Source organism: Rhodococcus sp. NPDC056960 (assembly GCF_042674125.1).
Lineage (GTDB): Bacteria > Actinomycetota > Actinomycetes > Mycobacteriales > Mycobacteriaceae > Rhodococcus_F.
On sequence record NZ_JBHURF010000041.1, the window covers coordinates 12,872 to 35,372 of the forward strand.

20 protein-coding genes are annotated in these 22,501 nt (G+C 69.0%); 12 read left to right on the forward strand and 8 right to left on the reverse strand.

Going from position 1 to position 22,501, the window contains the following annotated elements:
• Positions 1-43: 43 nt before the first annotated feature.
• A complete protein-coding gene (locus tag ACFTWF_RS40655) occupies positions 44-508 on the reverse strand; it encodes a hypothetical protein (protein ID WP_378466779.1) in 465 nt (154 codons plus the stop codon).
• 112 nt (positions 509-620) lie between these two features.
• Between ACFTWF_RS40655 and ACFTWF_RS40660 the strand changes: the two genes are divergently transcribed.
• Positions 621-1,940 carry a DUF222 domain-containing protein gene (locus ACFTWF_RS40660; protein ID WP_378466740.1) on the forward strand — a complete coding sequence of 440 codons (1,320 nt, stop codon included), beginning with the start codon at positions 621-623 and terminating at the stop codon, positions 1,938-1,940.
• 104 nt (positions 1,941-2,044) lie between these two features.
• On the opposite strand, the gene ACFTWF_RS40665 is transcribed toward ACFTWF_RS40660, so the two are convergent.
• On the reverse strand, positions 2,045-3,379 hold the full coding sequence (locus ACFTWF_RS40665; RefSeq protein WP_378466741.1) for an MFS transporter: 1,335 nt from the start codon (positions 3,377-3,379) through the stop codon (positions 2,045-2,047).
• Between the two features lie 171 nt (positions 3,380-3,550).
• The gene (locus ACFTWF_RS40670) at positions 3,551-5,596 is read right to left on the reverse strand and encodes an alkaline phosphatase family protein (RefSeq protein WP_378466742.1); all 2,046 of its coding nucleotides are present in this window, start codon (positions 5,594-5,596) and stop codon (positions 3,551-3,553) included.
• A gap of 35 nt (positions 5,597-5,631) precedes the next feature.
• Here ACFTWF_RS40670 and ACFTWF_RS40675 point away from each other — a divergent pair, with 35 nt between their 5' ends.
• Positions 5,632-6,441 carry an MBL fold metallo-hydrolase gene (locus ACFTWF_RS40675; protein ID WP_378466743.1) on the forward strand — a complete coding sequence of 270 codons (810 nt, stop codon included), beginning with the start codon at positions 5,632-5,634 and terminating at the stop codon, positions 6,439-6,441.
• Here the strand turns inward: ACFTWF_RS40675 and ACFTWF_RS40680 are convergent.
• From ACFTWF_RS40680 to ACFTWF_RS40690, 3 genes are all read right to left on the reverse strand, one after another.
• On the reverse strand, positions 6,438-7,337 hold the full coding sequence (locus tag ACFTWF_RS40680) for a hypothetical protein (protein WP_378466744.1): 900 nt from the start codon (positions 7,335-7,337) through the stop codon (positions 6,438-6,440). The genes ACFTWF_RS40675 and ACFTWF_RS40680 overlap by 4 nt on opposite strands.
• 85 nt (positions 7,338-7,422) lie before the next feature.
• The gene (locus tag ACFTWF_RS40685; protein ID WP_378466745.1) at positions 7,423-7,818 is read right to left on the reverse strand and encodes a universal stress protein; all 396 of its coding nucleotides are present in this window, start codon (positions 7,816-7,818) and stop codon (positions 7,423-7,425) included.
• On the reverse strand, positions 7,815-8,819 hold the full coding sequence (locus tag ACFTWF_RS40690) for a 2-hydroxyacid dehydrogenase (RefSeq protein ID WP_378466746.1): 1,005 nt from the start codon (positions 8,817-8,819) through the stop codon (positions 7,815-7,817). The genes ACFTWF_RS40685 and ACFTWF_RS40690 overlap by 4 nt, the downstream gene beginning before the upstream one ends.
• 350 nt (positions 8,820-9,169) lie before the next feature.
• On the opposite strand from ACFTWF_RS40690, the gene ACFTWF_RS40695 reads away from it, so the two are divergent.
• The 8 genes from ACFTWF_RS40695 to ACFTWF_RS40730 all read left to right on the forward strand — a co-directional run bounded on the left by ACFTWF_RS40695 (position 9,170) and on the right by ACFTWF_RS40730 (position 17,959).
• On the forward strand, positions 9,170-10,750 hold the full coding sequence (locus ACFTWF_RS40695; protein ID WP_378466747.1) for an ABC transporter substrate-binding protein: 1,581 nt from the start codon (positions 9,170-9,172) through the stop codon (positions 10,748-10,750).
• A 67-nt stretch (positions 10,751-10,817) separates the two neighbouring features.
• Positions 10,818-11,744 carry an ABC transporter permease gene (locus ACFTWF_RS40700; RefSeq protein WP_378466748.1) on the forward strand — a complete coding sequence of 309 codons (927 nt, stop codon included), beginning with the start codon at positions 10,818-10,820 and terminating at the stop codon, positions 11,742-11,744.
• Positions 11,745-11,756: 12 nt separating this feature from the next.
• Positions 11,757-12,782, forward strand: coding sequence for an ABC transporter permease (locus tag ACFTWF_RS40705; protein ID WP_378466749.1), 1,026 nt, complete (start codon positions 11,757-11,759; stop codon positions 12,780-12,782).
• A complete protein-coding gene (locus tag ACFTWF_RS40710) occupies positions 12,779-13,795 on the forward strand; it encodes an ABC transporter ATP-binding protein (RefSeq protein ID WP_378466750.1) in 1,017 nt (338 codons plus the stop codon). The genes ACFTWF_RS40705 and ACFTWF_RS40710 overlap by 4 nt, the downstream gene beginning before the upstream one ends.
• Before the next feature lies 1 nt (position 13,796).
• Positions 13,797-14,807 (forward strand): ABC transporter ATP-binding protein, encoded by a 1,011-nt coding sequence (locus ACFTWF_RS40715; protein WP_378466751.1) that lies wholly within the window; start codon positions 13,797-13,799, stop codon positions 14,805-14,807.
• Positions 14,804-15,520, forward strand: a complete 717-nt coding sequence (locus ACFTWF_RS40720; protein ID WP_378466752.1) for a sulfite exporter TauE/SafE family protein — start codon at positions 14,804-14,806, stop codon at positions 15,518-15,520. The genes ACFTWF_RS40715 and ACFTWF_RS40720 overlap by 4 nt, the downstream gene beginning before the upstream one ends.
• A gap of 121 nt (positions 15,521-15,641) precedes the next feature.
• Entirely contained in the window at positions 15,642-16,979 is a 1,338-nt protein-coding gene (gudD, locus tag ACFTWF_RS40725; protein WP_378466753.1) for a glucarate dehydratase, read from the forward strand.
• Entirely contained in the window at positions 16,979-17,959 is a 981-nt protein-coding gene (locus tag ACFTWF_RS40730; RefSeq protein ID WP_378466754.1) for a 2-hydroxyacid dehydrogenase, read from the forward strand. The genes gudD and ACFTWF_RS40730 overlap by 1 nt, the downstream gene beginning before the upstream one ends.
• A gap of 7 nt (positions 17,960-17,966) precedes the next feature.
• Here the strand turns inward: ACFTWF_RS40730 and ACFTWF_RS40735 are convergent, their stop codons facing one another.
• Both ACFTWF_RS40735 and ACFTWF_RS40740 read right to left on the reverse strand, forming a co-directional pair.
• Positions 17,967-18,347: a hemophore-related protein gene (locus ACFTWF_RS40735; RefSeq protein WP_378466755.1), complete on the reverse strand. Its 381-nt coding sequence runs from the start codon at positions 18,345-18,347 to the stop codon at positions 17,967-17,969.
• Positions 18,348-18,430: 83 nt separating this feature from the next.
• Positions 18,431-19,444 (reverse strand): Lrp/AsnC family transcriptional regulator, encoded by a 1,014-nt coding sequence (locus ACFTWF_RS40740; RefSeq protein ID WP_378466756.1) that lies wholly within the window; start codon positions 19,442-19,444, stop codon positions 18,431-18,433.
• A gap of 102 nt (positions 19,445-19,546) precedes the next feature.
• Here ACFTWF_RS40740 and ACFTWF_RS40745 point away from each other — a divergent pair, with 102 nt between their 5' ends.
• Together ACFTWF_RS40745 and ACFTWF_RS40750 are read left to right on the forward strand one after the other, a co-directional pair.
• Positions 19,547-21,013, forward strand: coding sequence for an MFS transporter (locus ACFTWF_RS40745; protein WP_378466757.1), 1,467 nt, complete (start codon positions 19,547-19,549; stop codon positions 21,011-21,013).
• 33 nt (positions 21,014-21,046) lie between these two features.
• Positions 21,047-22,483, forward strand: a complete 1,437-nt coding sequence (locus ACFTWF_RS40750) for an amidohydrolase (RefSeq protein ID WP_378466758.1) — start codon at positions 21,047-21,049, stop codon at positions 22,481-22,483.
• The last annotated feature ends 18 nt before the right edge of the window (positions 22,484-22,501 follow it).

A 22,501-nucleotide genomic window follows, 5' to 3' on the forward strand; every position in this document is an offset into this window, starting at 1 on the left:
CACGAGAGCGCGTCCGACCCGGCAGGGTCACATCGGTACGCCACTACCCGAGCTCGCCTGCAAAGCCGTGACCGCGATCGAGGAGTGCGTCGAGCCACAGCAATGCTTCGACGAGGGCCTGCGTGCGGGTGAGGGCGGAGTCGGCCGGTGCCGGCGGCGGGAGGATGGATCCGGTGCGGTGCCTGCTCTGCAGGTGCCGCACGACGGCGGTGAACAACCACTCGGCCGGCGGGGGCAGTTCCTCGTCGAATTCGGTGGTGTCGTGCACGACGGGGACGACGCTGATGAAACTGTCGACGGCGTCGTCGACGCTGGCGGTAGGGTCCGCGATGAGGTCGGCGATGGTGGTGACCATCCACGTCACCACCGCGGTGAACGCCGATCGGTCGCTTCCGTCGTGCGCGATCTGCGAGATTGCGGGGGCGAGCGCGTGGAAGTCTCGTTCGCCCACCAAAGTCAGCAGGCGACCGCCCAGCTGTGCACCGTCGTCGGTCCCGTCGGTCCGCATTCCCACGGCAGGTATTCGGCGCCGTCACGATTGCGGATGGGGCCGGGCGTGACCATATTCGTCATTGACATTCGTCATTGACTCGAACTGATGTTCGAACTAAAATTAGCGCATGGGGATCGGGGAGGATATCCAGGGGGCATTGTCGGACGAGATTCTGGCGACCGCGGTCGGTGACGCGTGGCGTCTTGCGGAGGCTGAGTTGCTCGACTCGGTCGTTCGTGTCTCGGACGAGATTCAGAAGCTCGAGGCGCTGCGGGTCAAACTCATGGGTGCGGTCGACCGCCGCTGCACGGTCGATGTGCTGGGATTCCGGAACGCCAAGATGTGGCTGGCCTCCAAGACGTTGCTCGAGGTGGGAGCGGCGGGGCGAATCGTGATGCTGGGCAGAGGTTTGCGGCTCCAGCCGGAGATCGCGGAAGAATTCTATGGCACCCACATCTCGGCGGAGCACGCCGCGCTCGTCATGAAGTTCTGTGAGAGGCCACCCAAGGGGATGCCGGTCGAGGCGCTCGATTCGTGCCGAAATGCATTGCTGCTTGCCGCATCCGGACCGTCTGCCAATTCGGACGCGGTGCGCGCCGTGATCGCACGGCTGGAACGCGCCTTCGAATCCGACGACCCGCCACCCAGCGAAGACACCGATCTCAACGAATTTCATGCCTCGAAGACGCTCAACGGGCGCGTCGCGGTGAAGGGCGATCTGGATGCGGTGACCGGCGAAATGCTGCTTTCCGCTCTCTCCGGCCTGTCCAAGCCGCGGCCCGCGCAGGACGGAACCAAGGACAGTCGCACCCCCGGACAGCGGCGGGCCGACGGGTTTGCCGAATTGCTGCGCCGCTACCTCGACTCCGGCGTCGCCGGTGAGGAAGGCGGCGAACGGCCGCACGTCTCACTCCACGTGAACATTCGGGATCTCGCCGAACACACGAACAGCGGTGGGCGAGGCGAGGAGAGTGCCGCCGCAGCGACCGACGGTGGACTGTTCGCGGTCGACGGGGTGGCGTGGACGGAATGGATGGGACCGCTGAGTATCAAGACGGCCCGCCTCCTGAGTTGCGATTCGATCTATACGCCGATCGTGCTCGACGACGACGGGGCGCCACTCGACCTCGGCATCTCCACCCGAACCGTGACCAAGAGACAGCGAAAAGCGTTGGTCGCGAGGGATCGCGGATGCGCGTTCCCCGGATGCGGTGCGCCACCGTCCTGGTGCGAAGGACACCATATCGTCCACTGGTCCGACGGTGGGCCATCCGATATGGGTAACCTCGTGCTGCTCTGCGGATTTCACCACCGACTACTGCACCACAGTGATTGGGAGATCGAGATGGGGGCCGATCGGCATCCCACGTTCATTCCGCCGCGGCAGGTCGACTGGGAGCGGAAACCCATCCCCGCCCACAACCGGGCCGGGCCGAGAGCCTCCTGACCGCACGACAACAGAGCGCCGAGCCGACTCGGCGACAGGAGCTACTCCTGCCGCCGCGCCGGCATGCCGTCGCGGCGGTTCGTGAGCACGGGCACGGGTTCCGGCTAGGACTGTTGCGGGGTGGACAGCCCCGAACTCTCGGACAACGACAATCCCCGAGTCTCCGGGGCCCACAAAACCGAGATCACTACACCGAAAGCTGTGATGGCGGCGCCGAGGAGCATGGTCGTCCCGATCCCCAGCGACGTGAGCGAGACGGGCACCAAATAGGTGCCGATCGCAGCTCCGATTCGGGTGAGCGAGGTAGCCAGGCCGTTGGCGGAGCTTCGAATTTCGGTAGGGAACAGCTCGTTCGGATAGACCTGCTGCATGATCTGAGTCCCACCGATGAAGATGGCGTATGCGAGGAACAACACCATGACCGTCACGGTCGACGCGTTCGGGAACAGGCCGAGGAACAACAGTGCGAACGCCGACCACAGAAAGCTGTGGATCATGAGTGGGCGACGCCCGATCTTGTTCACCAGGAACGCAGCCAGAATGCATCCCACCATGAACGTCACAGTGATGACGGCGGACCCGATCTGCCTCATGCTGTCCCCGAAACCGAGACCGTCGAGGATCACCGGGGCGAATGCGTAGACAGCGAAGAGAGGAACGATCGAGGCAGTCCAGTACGCCGTGACGAACAACAATCGACCGCCGTATCCGGATCGCAGAAGGGCACGAAGATCGGCGTTCGTCGCCTGCTCGTCGGGAAGGTCCGCGACCGTGACATCGGGTCCGAATGCTGTCCGCAGGGCGTCGTTCGCACGGTCGGCCCGGCCCTTGCCGGCGAGCCATCGAGGGGATTCCGGTGTCCCGGCTCGGGCGAGCAGGAAGAGTACGGCTGGGGCCGCCGAGCTCACGAGCATCCAGCGCCAGTTGTTTTCGCCGAGCGATGTCAGTAGTTGTCCGCACACGTACGCGGCGGCGGCACCGACGAACCACATGACGACGAAGAAACCGAGGACGCGCCCCCGATGCTTGTTCGGTGAGAACTCGGTCAACAGCGAAGTTGCGATCGGATAGTCGGCCCCGATGGCCACACCGATGAGAACCCGAAGCACGAGCAGCCAGACGAACTCGTCGACGAAGAACTGGAGAAGTGACAGGGCAGCGATCGAGCCGACGGTCACCGTGAACGGGATTCTCCGACCGAACAGGTCGGAGATCCGGCCGCCGAGGATGCCCCCGACGAAGATGCCCAGCATCGACGAGATCCCGACCACGCCCTGCGCGGCGGTGGTCAATCCCCACTCGGTGGACACATGGACCATGGCGACCCCGATGATCGACAGCACGTAACCGTCGAGGAAGGGGCCGCCCGAAGCGGAGAACGCCAGTCGCTTGTGAAATGCGGACAGCGGGGCGTCGTCGAGGGCGTGTGTCGTCGTCATCGAGTGTTTCCTTGTCGAAGTAGGCCTTCGCGGTCGTCGAACCGAGGCGAACGAGGTGAACGAGGCGAACTACCGAGTTTCGAGGGCACCAGATTAGATCACAGATCACACTAGGGGTGGTGACTGGCCCTCACGGAGAGGGAGGGCGGATCCGTCAGCGCGCAGGAGTCGTCACGGGTTGTCCGCGCGGGTGGTCGCGTCCTGCCTCGTCACGGCCGCCCCGGCTCGGTCGAGATCTCGCCAGCCGACGAGCACCTGATGCACAGCTTCGGCGCCGTGCAACGGGTCGGGGGGTGCGGGCAGGTCGGCGGGGTAGACGAGAAACGGGGTGCTCTGCGGTCCGCCCATGCCGCCGTGCGAGCCGACCTGCTCCTCGAACGCCGCGACCTCGTCGGTCTCAGGCCAGTACGCGCCGCCGACCATGATGTCGGCGACGTTGTCGAAGGTGTCGGTGCGCCGGATCTTCGCCAGCGCGTCCGGGCCCATCGCCGCGAGCGGGTTCTGTCCGGTGACCTCGCCGGTGGTCACGACGATCTGCCCGTGCGGGCCGAGCACCACCGAACCGCCGGGGGCGGCAACGAGCAGGAAGCCGATCCCGGGATGCTCGCGCAGCCCGGTGAGCAGCCCGGGGTGGGCGGCCTCGATCGCGTTCACGTCGGCGCGTCCGGGTAACTGGGGGAAGTAGACGAGGCCGAGGTTGCCCGAGCCGAGCACGATCGGCTCGCCCGCGGCGGTATGCGTCTCCTCGCCGGCGGTCGGCGAGTGCACGCTGGCCGCGGCGTAACCGCGCCCCTCCGCCCCGGGTTGTGGGGAGACGTCGGATTCGCGCTCGTACCAGTGCCGCTTCACCTCGGTCGGTTCGCGTCGCGCGGCAAGCCGGACGACCAACTGTCCCAACGTTTCCCCGTAGCGCTGCAGGAACGTCGCGCCCTGACTCTGCCCGTGGTCGGACAGCACGACGACGCGGTAGGTCCGATCGGCCTGATCCACCACGGCGAGCAGCATCTCGATGACGTCGTCGAGTTTGGCGAGCACCGCGAGCGTTTCGGGCCGGGAGATGCCGGAGTGGTGCGACACCTCGTCGTAGCCGATCAGGTCGACGTAGACGACGCTGCGTCCCCTGATCAGATCGCCGACCACCGCGGCGGCGGACACATCGGTGGCGAGCACGGTCGCGAACGCCCGCACGAGGGGATAGACCCCGCCGCGCGGCACTCGTGGCCGGACGTCCTTTCGCTTCTGTCGCAGTGACTGGCGTAGTTCCCGTTGCAGTTCCGCGAACATCCGGATGAACGTGCGCAACGCGCTGGCCGGGTCGGCGAAATAGCTGCTGTAGCCGGCACCGCCACCGAGGCGGGCACCGCGCATGCGGCTGACGACGAGCACATTGTCGTGCGCGCCGCCGGTGAACAGGTTGCCCCGGCTGGCACCGTCGTGCGCCAGCAGGCCGGGGATGTCGGATCGTTCGAGTTCACGCTCTTCGTTGTCGGCGGGGTTGCTGAACACCGAGATCCGCTCGGTCGTCTTGTCGTACCAGCGGAACGCGGGCACGTTGTGATTGGAACCGTGCAGCACGCCCAACTGGGTGGCACCCGTCTGACTGCTCCAGTCGGTGTGCCACGGCACCAACCGGTGGGTTTCGCGCACCAACTTCGCCAGCCCGGGCGTGACGCCGTCGGCGATCGCGCGACGCAGCACGTCGTATCCGAGGCCGTCGATCTGGATGCACAGCAGCCCCGGGGACGCGTCCACGAGCGCGGCATTGCGACGCAACCGGAACCGCTGTCGTCGCACCTGCATCAGCCGGTACGCGGTGTCGGAGCGGGACGCGATCGCGCCCGAGACGACGGAGGTGAACAGCGAGAGCAGCGCCGCGAGGACGAAGGCATCGCTCATCTGATCCACCGACGCGACCGGCACCAGGTAGAGCGTCAACAGCATGATCACCCCGCCGGCGAAGAACACCCCGACGAACAGCAGCACCGGGCCGATCCACGACATGAACCGCATCATCACCGGCCACAGCGCTGCGTTGAGCAGGCCGAACACCAATGCGAGCGCCAGCGCGGCCGGGAGCGTCGGCAGCGCCGTGAAGCTCGACCGGTCCAGTGTGATGCCGCCGAGGATGCGGTCGAGCACGATGAGCGCGAGCGCGGACGACCCCCAGAGCACGAGGAACTCGACGAGCACCCGCACCACGCCGCCCACCGTGCGCATCGCACCGCCTCTCCTCGTCTGGAATCGTAAGGGTGGTGAGCGCGACTCCGGGTTCGAATGCCGCCGCATTCGGTGTGCGCTGGCTCGGGCATGCCAGCGCGCTGATCGCGGACCGGGGGACCGTCGTCCTCACCGATCCGGTGCTGGCCGACCGGGTGGCGCACCTGCGCCGCCGCCGGGGGCCCTCTCCGATCGGGCCGCGCGTGCGCAACCCGGACGCCGTTCTGCTCTCCCACCTGCATGCCGACCACACCCACCTGCCGTCGTTGCGGCTGCTGGATCCGGACGTCCCGATCGTGGCCCCGTGGCGGGCGGTCGACGGCCTGCCCGCGCTGCGCCAGTTCGCGGACCGCCTGGTGCTGCTGCGGCCCGGCGAGGAGACGAGGATCGGCACGGTCACCGTGCGCGCCGTGCCCGCGCGTCACGACGGCCGGCGCTGGCGGCGCGGCCCGGAGGTCGCGCCGGCGGTCGGGTACGTCGTCGAAGGGGACCGGCGGACGTATTTCGCCGGCGACACCGACCTGTACCCGGACCTCGCCGACCACGTCGGCCCGGTGGACGTCGCGCTGCTACCGGTCGGGGGCTGGGGTCCGACCCTCGGCAAGGGGCATCTCGACCCGCCCCGGGCCGCGGTCGTGGCGCGGCAGGTGGAGGCGGGCCTGGCGGTGCCGATCCACTTCGGCACGCTGTGGCCGCTCGGCCTCGACGCCGTGCGCCCCCGGTTGTTCTTCGGTCCGGGCGCCGAGTTCGTCCATCACGCCGAGCGGGCCGGGGTCGGTGCGGTGGAGTTGCACCCGGGCGGAGAACTCGGTGACCCGGGCGCGGGTTCGCCGAGCGTCGGCTAGCTGCCGAACGGAATGCACAGTGATCCTGTGCAATTCGACGCGGCGGTGGTGACGGAAAACGGCTCGTCGAGGCCCGCGGCCAGGACGGTGGGGCTGCCGCCGGTAGCGGGCAGGGAGACCACCGTGCCGTTCACCGCGCCCGAGTCGCCCGCGGCGGCGACGTAGACGGTGCCCTCGGAGACGGAGAGACCGAACGGCCGGGTGAGACCGGTGGTGAGGACGGTGGGGGTGCCGCCGGTGACGGGCAGGGACACCACGGTACCGTCGCCGGCAACGGCGACGTAGAGGGTGCCTCCGGCGACGTCGATCCCCGCCGGAAGCGAGAGTCCGGTCGCGAGGGTGGTGGGCGTGCCCCCGGCGACGGGAACGGAGACCACCGAACCGCTGCCCGGTGACGCGTCGCCGGCAATCGTGACGTACAGGGTGCCGCCGGAGACGGCGACCCCGACGGGCTGCTCGAGACCGGCGACGACGGGAACGGGCGTACCGCCGGTGGCAGGCAGCGAGACCACGGTGCCTGCGTCGAATTCGGTGACGTACAGCGTTCCGCCGGACACCGCCACATCGAAGGCGTTGCCGAGCCCGGTGGCGAGGGTGGTGGGAGTGCCGCCCGCCGCGGGCACCGACACGACCGAGGCCCCGGCGGTGACGAACAGGGTGTCGTGCGTCGCCGCGATCCCGCCCGGTCCGCTGATGCCGGTGGCGATCGCGGCGGGCGTGCCACCGGCGGCGGGCAGGGATAGGACGGAACCGGTGCCGTTCTCGGTGACGTAGAGCGTGCCCGTGACCGGGACGGCCGCGGCGAACGGGGACGCGGCCGCCGCGGTGGCGAGTAGCAATGCGCCGGTGGCGACGGCCGCCCGCCGGCCGATTCTGGCGAACGGTGACAGACGCATCGGCAGTCCTCTCATAGCACGTGCCGGGAAGAGTACAGCGGTCACGACACGATTCGCCGCGGTTCGGGCGCTACGAGCGGATGGTTCAGACCTCGGCCGCGACGGGCGGCTTGACCCCGACCACCGGGCACTGCGCCTCGAGGAGGACCCGCTGGGCGACGCTGCCCATGAGGAGTTTGCCGACGGGGGAGCGTCGTCGCATGCCGAGGACGAGAAGTTCGGCCGCGGAGTCGTAGGACGCATCGATGAGGTTGTCGGCGTGGGAGCGGTCGGGTTCGTTGCGTGCGACGGAGAAGTCGACTCCGGCCGCGTCCGCTTCTTCTCGGGCAGAGAGCAATTCGGCGTCGAACCCGGAATCCGAGGCGCTGTCGCCGTCGGCGATCACGACGAGATCGGTTGCGCGCATGCGGGCTTCGGCGAAACCGAAGGACAGTGCCCCGCGGCCTTCGACCGTCGGGGCGTAGCTGAGAATGACGCTCATCGTGACCTCGGCTCGAGTACGGGGGTGGTGAGGGTGCCGTCGGCGAGGTACTCGTCGAGGTTCTGCAGGGTGAGGGCCTCCATCGCGGCCCGGGTCTGGGTGGTGCCGCTTCCGACGTGGGGAAGCAGGACGACGGTGTCGAGTGCGAGGAGCGCCTCGGGGACCTGCGGTTCCCGGGCGAACACGTCCAGTCCGGCGCCGGCGAGCCTGCGCTCGGTGAGCAGTTCGACGAGTGCGTCCTCGTCGACGACGCTTCCGCGTGCCACGTTGATCAGGTAGCCGTCGGGGCCTAGTGCCTCGAGGACGTCGCGGTCGACCAGCTTCGCGGTGCCCTTGCCTCCGGCGGCGGCGACGATCAGCACGTCGACCCCGGCCGCGAGTTCCACCGCCGAATCGACGTACGCGAACGGGGAATCGGGCACCTCGCGCCGATTGTGGTAGGAGATCGTGCATCCGAAGCCGGTGAGCCGGGCGGCGATGGCGGAGCCGATGCGGCCGAGCCCGACGATGCCGACGCGGGTGCCGCTCACCTTCCGGGTGAGGGGTGAGTTGCCTTCGGCGGGCCACCGGCCTGCGCGCACGAAGCGGTCGGCGGCGGAGAATCCGCGGAGGGTGTCGATCAGCAAGCCGAGGGCGGTGTCGGCGACGCAGTCGGTGAGGACGTCTGGGGTGTTGCTCACCCCGATGCCGAGTTCCTCGGCGAGCGCGACATCGGTTGTGTCGTAACCGACTCCGAAGTGGACGATGGCGCCGAGGTTCGGCAGGGCGGTCATCAGCACGGCGTCGACGCCGGTGCGGCCGGACGTCACGACGGTGGTGACGGCGTCGGCGTGCTCGGCGAGGAAGTCGGCGCGGCCGTCGCCGAGGGGAAGGTCGAGGGCGTCGTACTTCTCCGACAGCGTTGCGGCGAGGGACGGCTTCAGCGGCCCGACCTTCAGGACGCGACCGCCCGAAACGGTCTGTACGGCAGCTTCTTTCACGGACGCCTCTGCGGTCACCATCGTGCCTCCTGACGAGTGGCGGCACGACTCTACGCACCGCCGGTTACCCGTACGGTATGCGGCGCTCGGAACGGCTGTCCAACACGTAAATAACATGGATCGATACCCAAACTGCATGGGTTGCCGGCCCGCTGACGTGCGCAGATGCCGAAGTGTCCCGAACGTGCCGGTCAGAGACGTGCGGGAGTGATCGCGCTCTCCCCGGAATGTGCCTGTGACTGCCCTCACGGACGGTTTCGCGCCGTTTCCCGCTGTTGACGCCCCTCCGGGCCGCTCATAGCGTGTGTCTACCGTCACAGGCGGGCCCTCTTCACTCGCGTCGAGTACGACACATCCCTACGGAGGACACCATGAGCCCTGCACGTTCGCTGCAGCAGGGAACCCGTTATCGCGTCGTCGTCGCGGCCACCGCCGCAATCACGGTGCCGGCTCTGGTCACCGGTTGCTCGGTGGCCAACTCGAGCCACAGCGATGCCGCCAGCCCCGACACCCTGCGCATCGTGCTCCCGCAGGAGCCCCCCACGCTCGAACCGTGCGACGCGTCCCTCACGTCCACCGGCGTCGTGGTGCGCTCGAACATCACCGAACCGCTCGTCGAGCGCAACGCCGACACGGGCGACCTCGAACCCAAGCTCGCCGATTCGTGGGTGCAGACCTCGCCCACCGTGTGGACGTTCCGGATCCACCCGGGAGTCTCGTTCAGCGACGGCAGCGCGTTCGACGCCGAGGACGCCGCGTTCTCCATCGACCGGACGGTCAACTCGTCGATCGGCTGCGACGTCGACGGCTACGTCTTCGGCGACGACGCACTGGTCGCGAAGGCCGTCGACCCGATGACGGTGACGGTCGAGACCCCGGCCGCCGATCCCATCCTGCCGCTGCGGATCTCCTTCGTGGAGATGGTGCCGACGACGACGAGCCCCGACGACAAGGTGCGCGACCCGATCGGCACCGGCCCCTACAAGGTCGACTACTGGGACCACGGGCAGCGACTGTCCCTGGTACGCAACGACACCTACTGGGGTACGGCTCCCGAGTACGCGCGGGCGATCTACCAGTGGCGCACCGAGGGCAGCGTGCGGGCGGCGATGGTGGTGAACGGCGAGGCCGAACTCGCCACGTCCCTCGGCCCGGAGGACGGTGCCGGCGACCTCGGCGCCGCATATCCCAACAACGAGACCACCGCGCTGCGCATCGACGGCACCCAGGCGCCGCTCGACGACTACCGCGTCCGGGAGGCCATCGACCTGTCCGTCAACCGGGCCGGCATCGTCAAGGCCCTGTTCCAGGGTCTCGGTGAGCCGGCCGGGCAACTCGTCGGGAGCAGCATCGTCGGGTTCGATCCCGACCTCGAACCGACGCCGTACGACCCCGACCGCGCCGCGCAGCTCGTGGCGGAGGCCAAGGCCGACGGTGTGCCCGTCGACCGGCAGATCCGGCTGATCGGGCGCACCGGGCAGTTCCCCAAGATCAACGAGACCGTCGAGGTGATCCAGAATTCGCTGAGCAAGGCGGGACTCGACGTGAAGATCGAGATGATGGACACGGCCGCGCAGTTGCAGTACCAGGTGCGGCCGTACCCGCAGAGCGGGCCGGTGATGCTGGTGATCCAGCACGGCAACCAGGCCGGCGACGCGCAGTTCACCGTCGACCAGTACATGCGCAGCGACGGGTACCAGAGTTACTTCGGCACCCCCGGTTACGACGCGCAGATCGATGCGGCCGAGAACGCGGTCGGCGAAGCCCGGCAGGACGCGTTCGCCGCCGTCCTGGCGAACGAACCGAACGACGTCCGGCAGTTCGCGTACATCGCTCACATGAACGGTGTCCTCGCGAAGTCCCCGACCGTGGCCTACACCCCCAACTCCGCGACCGGCGACGAGATGCGCCTGAGCGAGATGACGCACGCGGACGCACCCGCGAACGGTTAGCCCTCTTCCCAGCCCACCCGGAGGAACCATGATGTCCCATCCGCACCCGATCCGAAGGCGGTGAGCGATGTTCGCCTTCCTGCGTCGTCGGATCTATACCAGCCTCGTCCCCCTGCTCGTCGTGCTCTTCGGAGTGTTTCTGCTCGCCCGGCTCACCGGCGACCCGACCAACCTCTACCTGCCGGTGTCCGCGACACCGGACCAGCGCGCCGAGTTCGCCGCCGAGAACGGCCTCGACAAGCCGGTCCTGAGTCAGATGGCCGACTACCTGTCGGGGGTCGCGCACCTCGACTTCGGGGAGTCGCTGCGGACCGGCGAATCCGCCGCGACGATGGCCCTGCGCGCGTTCCCCGCCACCCTGCAACTGGCGTTCTTCACGATGCTGCTCGCGATCATCGGCGCCGTCGTGATCGGCTGCTGGGCGGCGTACCGGCCGAACTCGCTCGCCGACCGGATCTCCAGCCTGCTGTCGATGACCGCGGCCAGCATCCCCGACTTCTGGTTCGCGATCACCGGCGTGTGGATCTTCGCGGTCGTGCTCGGGGTGCTCCCGACGTCCGGCACCGGTAGCGCGCTGTCGTGGATCCTGCCGATCGCGACGCTGCTGATCCGTCCGCTCGGCGTGCTCACGCAGGTGGTTCGTGGTGCGATGGTGTCGGCGCTGTCGGCACCATACGTACGTCTTGCCCGCAGCAAGGGCGCCGGCGACCTGCGGGTCGTCACGCATCACGCCCTCCGCAACGCCGCCGCCCCGGCGCTGACCGTGGCCGGTGACCTCACCGTCGGCCTGGTCAACGGCGCCGTCGTCGTCGAGGCGATCTTCGGATGGCCCGGCATCGGCAAACTGATGATCGACGCGATCCTGCAGCGCGACTTCGCGGTCCTGCAGGCGGCCGTGCTCCTGACCGCGGTCAGCATCTTCGTTCTCAACATCCTGATCGACGCGGGTTACGCGCTTCTCGACGCGCGTGTGCGCGAGAAGACCAAGGTCTAGGAGGCCGCCGACATGTCCATAGACAACGCTCCCCGCCTGGGCGGGGCCGGCGAGGCCCTCACGAGCCCCGGCGAGACCCCGGACCTCGCCGATCCCGCCGACGACGCCGTCCCGCCGCGGCCACCGCGGAGCAAGACCCCGCTGTGGCGTCTGCTCCTGCGCGACCGGATGGCCACGACGGCGGCCGCGATCCTGGTGTTCGTGTTCCTCGTGGCCGTCTTCGGCCCGTGGCTCGTCGGCGACGCCGCGACCGATCAGAACCTCGACCGGTCCACCCTCGCGCCGTTCGACGTGGCCAACGGATGGATGAACATCCTCGGCACCGATCCGCTGGGCCGCAGCATGCTGGCCCGGTTGATCGTCGCGTGCCGCACCACACTCCTGGTGGCGCTGCCCGCGGTCGCACTGTCCTGCATCATCGGGTCGCTCATCGGCATGTGGGCCGGCTACCACCGCGGCTGGCGGGAGACGACGGCGATGCGGGTCGCCGACGTGATCATGAGCTTCCCGTCGCTGCTCATGGCCGTCGTCGTGCTGTACGTGTTCTCACCGAGCGCCGCGAACATCGTTCTGGTGCTGGCGATCACCCGAATCCCGATCTACCTGCGCACCGCCCGCGCGGAATCGGCGGAACTGCAGAGCCGGTTGTTCGTCGACGCCGCACGCACTTTCGGTGCCCGCAGCGGCGCGGTGATCCGCAGGCACGTGTTCCCGATCCTGCTGCCCACCCTGCTGACCGTCGCGACCCTCGACTTCTGCTACGTGATGCTCGCCGAGTCTTCGCTCAGCTTCCTCGGCATCGGCATTCAGCCGCCCGAGATCAGCTGGGGCCTGATGGTGTCGCAGGGCCGCACCTACCTGCAGACGGCGTGGTGGCTGTCGTTCTTCCCCGGTCTCGCCATCGTGATCACCACCGTGTCGGCGACCGTGCTCGCCGCGTGGGCGCGGATCGCCACCGACCCCGCCCAGCGCTGGCGCCTGACCGTCCCGCGGTCGCGCCGCTCCCGGCTGTTCCCCACCCGAAAGGTCGTCTCATGAGTGCACCTGCACCGGCCGTCGACACCCGAGGCATCGCCGACACCGACCGCGTCGCACTGGAGGTCGCCGACCTGACGGTCGACCTCCGCACCCCCGCGGGCACCGTCCGCGCCGTCGACCACGTGTCGTTCACCGCCCGGCGCGGCGAGACGCTCGCGCTGCTCGGCGAGTCGGGGTGTGGCAAGTCGATGACCGCGCAGGCGCTGGTCGGCCTGCTCGAACCGATCGCCGACGTCACGGACGGTTCGGTCCACCTCGGCGACGTCGACCTGGTGACGGCCAAGGCCCGGACCCGCCGCACCCTCGCCGCCACCGAACTCGCCATCGTGTTCCAGGACGCGCTCACCGCGCTCAACCCGGTGTACACCGTCGGCAAACAATTGGCCGAGCCGTTCCGGATCCACCGCGGCATGTCCGCGAAAGAAGCTCGCCGGGAAGCGGTCTCGCTGATGCAGCGGGTCGGGATTCCCGAACCGGAGTCGCGGGTCGATTCCTACCCGCACCAGTTCTCCGGCGGCATGCGGCAGCGACTGCTGATCGCGATGGCGGTCGCGCTGAGTCCCACGGTGCTACTCGCCGACGAGCCGACGACGGCACTCGACGTCACGGTGCAGGCCCAGATCATGTCGCTGCTGCGGGACCTCCGCACCGAACACGACATGGCCGTCATCCTCATCACCCACGACCTGGCGCTGGTCGCGGAGGAGGCCGACCGGGTCGCGATCATGTACGCGGGCAACGTCGTCGAGACCGGGCCGGTCGCCGAGGTCTTCTCCTCGCCGCAGCACCCGTACACGAAGGGATTGCTCGATTCGGTTCCGGTGCACGCGGTCCGCGGCGAGGACCTGAAGTCCATCGGCGGCACCCCACCCGATCTGCATTCCATCCCGTCCGGCTGCGTCTACCAGGCGCGCTGCCCGCTGGCCCGCGACCTGTGCCGGACCACCCGCCCGCCGCTCGCCGACGTCGCCGCAGGCCGGCGTTCCGCCTGCCACTTCCCCGAGGAGGTCTGACATGTCCGAGTCGATCCTGAAGGTGCGGGACCTCACCAAGACGTTCAAGGTGCCCGCGAACAAGGCGGGCAAGAATCAGCTGCGCGCGCTCGACGGCATCGACCTCGACCTGGCCCGCGGCGAGACCCTCGGACTCGTCGGCGAATCGGGTTGCGGCAAGTCCACTCTCGCCCGCACGCTGATGATGCTCGAGCGGCCCGACTCCGGTTCGGTGACGTGGGACGGCGTCGACCCGTTCTCCCTGAAGGGCAAGGATCTGCTGGCCCTGCGCCGCCGGGTGCAGATGGTGTTCCAGGACCCGTACGCGTCGCTCAACTCTCGGATGTCGGCGGCCGACATCATCGCCGAGCCGTGGCGCACCCACAAGACGATGTACAAGACGAGCCGTGACCGGGCGGCCCGGGTGCGCGAACTCCTGCACCTGGTGGGTCTGCGGCCCAGCGACGAGCACCGGTACCCGCAGGAGTTCTCCGGCGGTCAGCGTCAGCGTCTCGGCATCGCCCGCGCGCTGGCGTTGAACCCGAGCGTCGTCATCTGCGACGAACCCGTGTCGGCGCTCGACCTGTCGGTGCAGGCGCAGGTGCTCAACCTGCTCAACGACCTGCAGAAGCAACTCGGCATCTCGTACGTGTTCATCTCCCACGACCTGTCCGTGGTCCGGCACGTCGCCGACCGCGTCGCCGTGATGTATCTCGGCCGGATCGTGGAGACGGGTGCGACGGACGCCGTGTTCGACCGCCCCGCCCACCCGTACACCGAGGCGTTGATGTCGGCGGCGCCGAAACTGGACGCCGAATCCCGGGGCAGGCGCATCATTCTCGACGGTGAGGTGCCCTCCCCGCTCGACCCGCCGTCGGGTTGCCGGTTCCGCACCCGCTGCGCCCACGCGACGGACATCTGCGCGAGCACCGTTCCGCCGGCGGCGGTCGACGAGCGCGAGAGCGGCCACGTCGCCGAATGCCATCACCCACGACGCCCGGTCGCACTCGGCGTCCCGGTCATGGTCGGGTGAGCGGGGCCGAGTTCGCGATCATCGCGTCGGCGGTGTTCCTCGCGTCCTGCATGCAGGCGTCGATCGGGTTCGGGATGGGCATGCTCGCGGCACCCGTCGTCGCGCTCGTCGATCCGAGTCTGCTGCCGGGGACGCTGATCATGACGGCGACGGTCGTCACCGTGATGGTGGTGTGGCGGGAGCGCGAGGCCCTGGATCTGACCGGCACCGGGTGGGCCCTCGCCGGTCGGGTGCCGGGCACGATCGCGGGGGCGCTGCTCCTGGTGTCGTTGCCGGAACGGGGGCTGTCGCTGCTGCTGGCGGCCGTGGTGCTGGCGGGGGTGGTGTTCGCGTCGCTGGGCTGGGCGCCGCCGCCCCGACGCCGGAACCTCGCGGTCGCGGGCGCGGCGTCGGGTCTGCTGGGCACGGCCACGTCGATCGGCGGTCCACCGATGGCCCTGGTGATGCAGGGGGCGAAGGGCGCCCAGTTGCGCGGCAACATGAGCGCGTTCTTCCTGGTGGGCTCGTCGCTGTCGGTTGCCGTTCTCGCGGTCACCGGGTCGGTGCACCGCGAGTCGGCGGTGGCGTTCCTGATGCTGATCCCGGCGACGGTGCTCGGCTACGTGGCGTCACGGTTCGTGAACCGTCACCTGGACGCGGCTCGCCTGCGCCGGGCGTCCATCGCCGTGTCCTGTGTGGGTGCGGTGATGCTGATCGGGCAACAACTTCTGTGATGCAGAGTCTGCATCGGTCGATGCTCAACAAGTCTTGGACATGTATCAATCGAGCCACTTAGAGTTTTCGTTGTGAGGCGCCTCACGGGCGGCGCTGCGCTGTGAAGGAAGGTTTTCGGAAATGAGTACATCGAGCACCCCGGTGGTCACCGACATGCGCGTGGTCCCGATCGCGGGCCACGACAGCATGCTCCTGAACCTGTCCGGCGCGCATGCCCCCTACTTCACCCGGAACCTGGTGATCCTCACCGACTCCGACGGCAACACCGGTGTCGGTGAGGTGCCCGGCGGTGAGCCGATCCGCCGCACCCTCGAGGACGCCCGCGCGATCGTGACCGGGCGCAGCATCGGCGAGTACAACGGCGTGCTCGCCGACCTGCGCCGCGCGTTCGCCGACCGGGACGCCGCCGGCCGCGGGAACCAGACGTTCGACCTCCGGATCGCGATCCACGCGGTCACCGCGGTCGAGTCGGCGCTCCTCGACGTTCTCGGGCAGCACCTCGGCGTCCCCGTCGCGGCCCTCCTGGGCGACGGACAGCAGCGCGAGAAGGTGCAGGCGCTCGGCTACCTGTTCTTCGTCGGCGACCGGAACAAGACCGACCTCGACTACCAGTCGGGCGAAGGGGAGTCGGACGACTGGCTGCGCCTGCGGCACGAGGAGGCCCTCACCCCCGATGCCGTCGTGCGACTCGCCGAGGCGGCCCACGCCCGGTACGGGTTCGCGGACTTCAAGCTCAAGGGCGGTGTGCTCGCACCCCGCGACGAGGCGGCCGCGGTCACGGCACTGGCCGAACGGTTCCCCGACGCGCGGGTCACCCTCGACCCGAACGGCGGCTGGCTGCTGTCCGAGGCCATCGAGACGTGCCGCGGCCTGAAAGACGTTCTCGCGTATGCCGAAGACCCCGTCGGTCCCGAGGGCAGCTTCTCCGGCCGCGAGGTGATGAGCGAGTTCAAGCGCGCCACCGGACTGCCCACGGCCACCAACATGATCGCCACCGACTGGCGCGAGATGGGGCACACCATCCGCTCCGGCGCCGTCGACATCCCGCTCGCCGACCCGCACTTCTGGACGATGAACGGTTCCGTCCGGGTGGCGCAGCTGTGCGACGCGTGGGGCCTCACGTGGGGTTCGCATTCCAACAACCACTTCGACGTGTCCCTCGCCATGTTCACCCACGTCGCGGCGGCGGCGCCCGGCGACATCACCGCCATCGACACGCACTGGATCTGGCAGGACGGTCAGCGGATCACGAAGGCGCCCTACGAGATCGACGGCGGCTACCTCACGGTGCCGACGACGCCGGGTCTCGGTGTGGAACTCGACATGGACCGCGTCGAGGCCGCCCACGAGCTGTACCGGCAGAAGGGTCTCGGCGCCCGCGACGATTCGGTCGGCATGCAGTTCCTGGTGCCGAACTGGACGTTCGACAGCAAGAAGCCCGCGCTGGTGCGCGCCTGATGAAGGTCGTCGTCGGCGACCGGAACCTGCTGCCGCACCGGGACCTGTTCGAATCCGGTCTGCCGTCGGGGGCTGTGGTGTCCTGGCATCGGGCGTTCGACGAGGCGGCGATCGTCGCCGACCTGAGCGACGCCGACGTCTATGTGGGCGGCCGGTTCACCGCCGCGATGGCGGCGGCTGCGCCGAAACTCCGCCTGCTGCACGTGGCGGGCGCGGGAACGGACAAGGTGGAATTCGCCGCCCTCCCCGCCGACACCGTGGTGGCCAACACCTTTCACCACGAGGATTCCATCGCCGAGTACATCGTGTCGGCGGCGCTGATGCTGCGCCGCGGGTTCCTGGCTCAGGATCGTGCGCTGCGCGGTGACCGATGGGCCACCTCGGTGTACGACGACGGCCTCGCGCAGTCCCGGTCGATGCGCGGTGCCCGCGTCGGATTCGTCGGCTTCGGCCACATCGGCAGTCGGGCGTGGAACCTGCTGCGCGCGTTCGGCGCCGACGGCTGCGCGGTGACCGGTCGCGGCACCCTCGACGCGGGCGCCGAGGGGCTCGCGTGGGCGGGGGACAACACGTCGCTCACCCGCCTGATGTCGGAATCCGACGTGGTGGTGGTGTCGGCGCCGCTCAACGACCACACCCGCGGCATGATCGGCGCCGCGGAACTCGGGGCGCTCGGGCCCGACGGCGTGCTGATCAACGTCGGACGCGGACCGCTCGTGCAGGAACAGCCGCTGTTCGACGCGCTGGCCGCACGCGGCATTTCGGCTGCGGCCATCGACGTCTGGTACTCGTACCCCGACGCCGACGGTGCCGGTGCGCCCAGTGCGCTGCCCTTCCGCGACCTGCCGAACGTCCTGATGACGCCGCACTCGTCGGGCGTCACCGACCACACGTTCGTCGGACGCGTCGGCGACATCACCGACAACATCCGCCGCCTCGACACGGGGCGGACGGTCCTGCGGGTGGTCCGCCCCGGCTGAGGGTGCGTCAGTAGTTGCCGCAGGTGTCGGCGATCGTCAGCGCCTTCGCGCGCCACTCGACCGCCGGTCCCTCCGTCGGCACCGTCTCGAGGCGGCTCTTCAGCTGCGGATGCGCGTCGAGGACGGCCTGGCGGTCGGCAGGCGACTTCGAGAAGAAGTCCGCGAGCTGCGCCTTCCGCTCGGGCGCCTGGTCCAGGCGTGCGGCGAGCTGCGGGGTCACGTCGTGCATCGCCGCATCGATCTGCGCGAAGCTGCAGGTGGAGTTCACGAGGCGGCCGGAATCGGAGTCGACCGGATCGGCGGAGGCGAGAGCGGGGAGCAGGAGGGTGGCGGAGATTGCGCCGACCGCTGCGATGCCGAAGTGCAGACGTGCTCGTGAAACGTTCATGTCGTGTCCTCCCGTGGGGTTGTTTGCCGCGGCAACGATAGGACGTCGAGTTGTGACGTTTCTGAGGACCGTCTGAGAATCCGTCAGGCTTCGGTCGGCGGCGTCATGGACACGACGGGACCCGTGGCGCGTCCCTGGTCGTCCAGGATGTGTCCCAGGTGCTTCCCGATCTGCATGACCACCGATCGATCCGCCACCCGTGCCCCGGGCAGGAGCTTCTCGAGTAGCAGTTCGAACCGGTGGACGTCGTTCAGGGTGCGCAACCACACGGCCATGATGAGGTTGTATTCGCTGGCCACGAGCACCGCCAACCGCACCTCCTCGATCCTGCCGAGCGACGTGCGCAGCCGTTCGACCAGCGGAGCGGGAACCTGCATGAAGTACCACGCGTAGATCGGCCACTCGGAGTACGCCCGGGCGATGTCGGTGCGCAGCCGGAGGGAACCGTCCCGCCGCATCGTCGCGATCGCGTCGGTGATGCGCTGGTTGCTGACGCCGGCGCGCTCGGCGATCGCCGTGGCCGGTGCGCGGCCGTCGAGGCCGAGTTCGTGGTGGATCACGCGTTTCAGGGCGGGGGAGACCGTCCGCGCGGCGCGGGGGCGCGGCGCTCTGGCGCCGGGAACCTGCGCGGCCTGCGCCGCGGACAGGGTGCGCAAGCGCCAGTTCCCGGCCTCGAACAGCACCTCGGTGATGAGGTGGGTGCGGGCCCGCCGGATCGCCGGGTACTCCCCGAGCCGATGCAGCAGAAATCGCGAGGTGTCCGCCGAATCCTCCGCCATCAACGTGAGCAGGAGGTCGCGCCCACCCGCGGTGAAGTCGATGCCGGAGACCATGGGATCGTCCGCCATCGCCTGCGCTGTGCTGACGGATCGACCGGGTGCGCAGTCGATTTCGATCAGGGCGCCGCGCCCCGGCACCCCCGCGTCGTAGCCGGTGATCCAGATCAGACCGGCGTCACGGAGCCGTTGATACCGCCGCGACAGCGTCACCGGGTCGACGGCGAGGATCGGTGCCAGCGCCTTCCAGGATGCCCGCGGTTCGATCTGCAATGCATGCATGAGCGCGAAATCGACGTCATCTGGCTCGTAATCCTGCATGTCCTGTCCTTCATTGCCGAGAATGCTGCAAATTTACACGACGGAATCCAGGGGGCGTCACTCTTCCACCAGTCACTTTCCACTCATCCTCTTGGAGTCGACATGAGTTCTTCGCGACACATCCGGGGAGGCGACGCGGCCACGGCAGCGGTCGGATTCCTCGTGGTCATGGAGTTCGCCAGCGGTCTGTTGCAGGGGTGGTTCTCCCCGCTGCTCCCCGCCATCGGCGAACGCTTCGACGCGTCGTCCGCAGCATTGAACTGGGTGAGCGCGATGTATCTGCTGGGAACGGCCGCCTGCGTCCCGCTGATCGCGAAACTCGGTGATCTCTTCGGGCACAAGCGTCTTCTCGTCGTCGCCACCACGTCCGTGGCGCTCGGTTCGTTCGTTGTCGCGCTGGCGCCGTCGTTCGCCTGGCTGCTCGTCGGCCGGGCCCTGCAGGCACCCCTCGCGGCGTTTCTTCCGCTCGAGTTCGCGATCGTGCGGGACCGCAACGCCGCCACGGCGGGCCGGAGCATCGGCCGCCTCGTCGGGTCGCTGACGCTGGGCGCCGCCGTCGGCGGTCTGCTGTCCGGGTTCCTCCTGGACTCCGTGATCGACGACGTGAAGGTCGTGCTCCTCGTTCCCGCCGTCCTCATGACGATCTGCCTGGCCGTGGTGTACTTCCTCGTCCCGGAAACGACCGTACGCAAGGCGGGCACCGTCGACTGGGCAGGTGCGGTACTGCTCACGGTGGGTCTGCTCGGTGTGCTGGGCGGGGTGTCCAACGCGAGCACCTGGGGTTGGACGAGCGCCCTGACCTGGTCTGCCATCGGGGTCGGGACCGCGGTTCTCGTCCTGTGGGTGTTCGTGGAACGACGAGTCCGGCACCCCCTCGTGGATCTCGAGGTCGTCGGAGGTGGGATGCGGATACCGATGCTGATGGCGTTGCTGTTCGGCGCACAGTTGTTCGGCGTCCAGACCCCCAGCGCCCTGTTCCTCCGCGCCACCCCGGCGACCAACGGCTACGGGATGGGCGTCACCGCGTCGATCACCGGGCTGATCCTGGCGCTGTTCGCGCTCGCCATGTTCGTCGGCGCGTCGGCGAGCGACCGGCTCGCCCGATCGGCGCTCACCGTGCCCGGATCGCTCGCACTGGGCGCGGTCCTGGCGGCGGTCGCCTACGTGCTGATGATCTTCGTGCCGGGGACCCCCGTGACGTTCGCCCTGTGGCTGGTCGTCGCGGGGCTCGGCGGCGGAGTAGTGGTCGGGGTGCTGCCCACCGTCATCGTGCAGCAGGCCCCGCCGGATTCCGTCGGCATCGCGTCCGGCCTCTACAACACGTCCCGGACCGCCGCGGGAGCGGTGGCCGGCGCCGTGTTCGCGCTCCTGATGTCGTCGATGGTCACCCCGTCGCTCACCGCCGCCGGCAAGCAGATCCCCTCGCTGGGTGCGTATCACGTGGTGTGGGGAGTGTGCGCGGCGCTGTGCGTCGCCACGGCCCTCCTGGCGCGGAAACTGCGGACACCCGCGCCGGCCACCGAGAACGACACCGCGCCGGTTGCCGGCGACGAGCAAGTGCGCGCCTGACATCCCCCATTACCCCGAACGAAAGGACCACCCGTGTCAATCGACCCGAATCTCCTCGCTGCCATCGACGAACTCGGCCCGCAGTACTCCGCGCTGAGCGACGCCATCTGGGACGACCCCGAATTGCGGTGGGAGGAACACGCATCCGTCGACGCGCAGATCGCCGTCGCCGAATCGGAGGGGTTCACGATCACCCGGTCGGTCGCCGGTATCCCGACCGCGTTCAGCGCCGAGGCCGGCAGCGGTGCGCCGGTGATCGCGATCGTCGGCGAGTACGACGCCCTCGCCGGGCTCAGCCAGAAGTCGGGAAGCGCGGTGCCGGAACCGGATCCCGGCAACGAGTCCGGAAACGGGCAGGGTTGTGGGCACCACCTTCTGGGCGGCGGTTCCCTCCTCGCCGCGACCGCGGTCAAGCGGTACCTCGCGGCGAACGGGCTCCCGGGAACCGTCCGCTACTACGGCTGTCCTGCGGAAGAGGCGGCAGCGGGAAAGACGTTCATGGTCAAGGAGGGTGGATTCGCCGACGTCGACGCGGCCGTGTCGTGGCACCCCGGTGACACCACTACCGTGCAACGGATCCGGACGCTCGCCTACATCCAGGCGTACGTCCGGTTCACCGGCATCGCCGCGCACGCCGGGGTGTCCCCCGAACGGGGACGCAGCGCACTCGACGCCCTCGAACTGATGAACGTGGGCACCAACTTCCTGCGGGAGCACATGCCGTCCGACTGCCGGATCCACTACGCGATCCTCGACACCGGCGGCCGCTCACCCAACGTCGTCCAGGCGACCGCCGAGGCGTACTACCTGGTGCGGTCGCCCGACGTGGCCGGCATGCGCGAGCTGTTCGCCCGCGTGACGAAGATCGCCGAAGGTGCCGCGCTGATGACCGAGACGTCCGTCGAGATCGAGATCGACGGCGGCTGCTCCGACATCCTGCCCAACGTCGTGCTCGAGGACTCGATGCAGGAGCGGCTCCGCGAACTCGGGCCGGTCCCCTTCGACGCCGGCGACCTCGCGTCCGCCGAAGCGTTCGTCACGAAGACGGCGTCGGGGCGCACGGCGAGCACGCTCGGCGGTGAATTCGAGGGCGACGGCAGCGCTCTGCACACCGGGATCGCCACGTTCGACGCGCGCTCGCCGCGGCCGACGATGACCGGTTCCAGCGACCTCGGCGACGTCAGCTGGGTGACACCGCTCGTGCAGTGCGCCACCGCGTGCGTCGGCGTCGGCACCGCCGCCCACTCGTGGCAGATGGTCGCACAGGGCAAGCTTCCCGCCGCGCACAAGGGAATGATCCACGCCGCGAAGATCATGGCCGCGACCGCCGTCGACCTCCTGACGGACGCCGAACTGCTGGCCTCGGCGCGCAAGGAGTTCACCACCCGCACGTCCGAGACCCCGTACGACTCACCGCTTCCCGGCGACATCGTCGCCCCGCCCCTGCGTGGCGCTGTCGTCGCTCCGTGATCGTCGTTCTCAACTTCC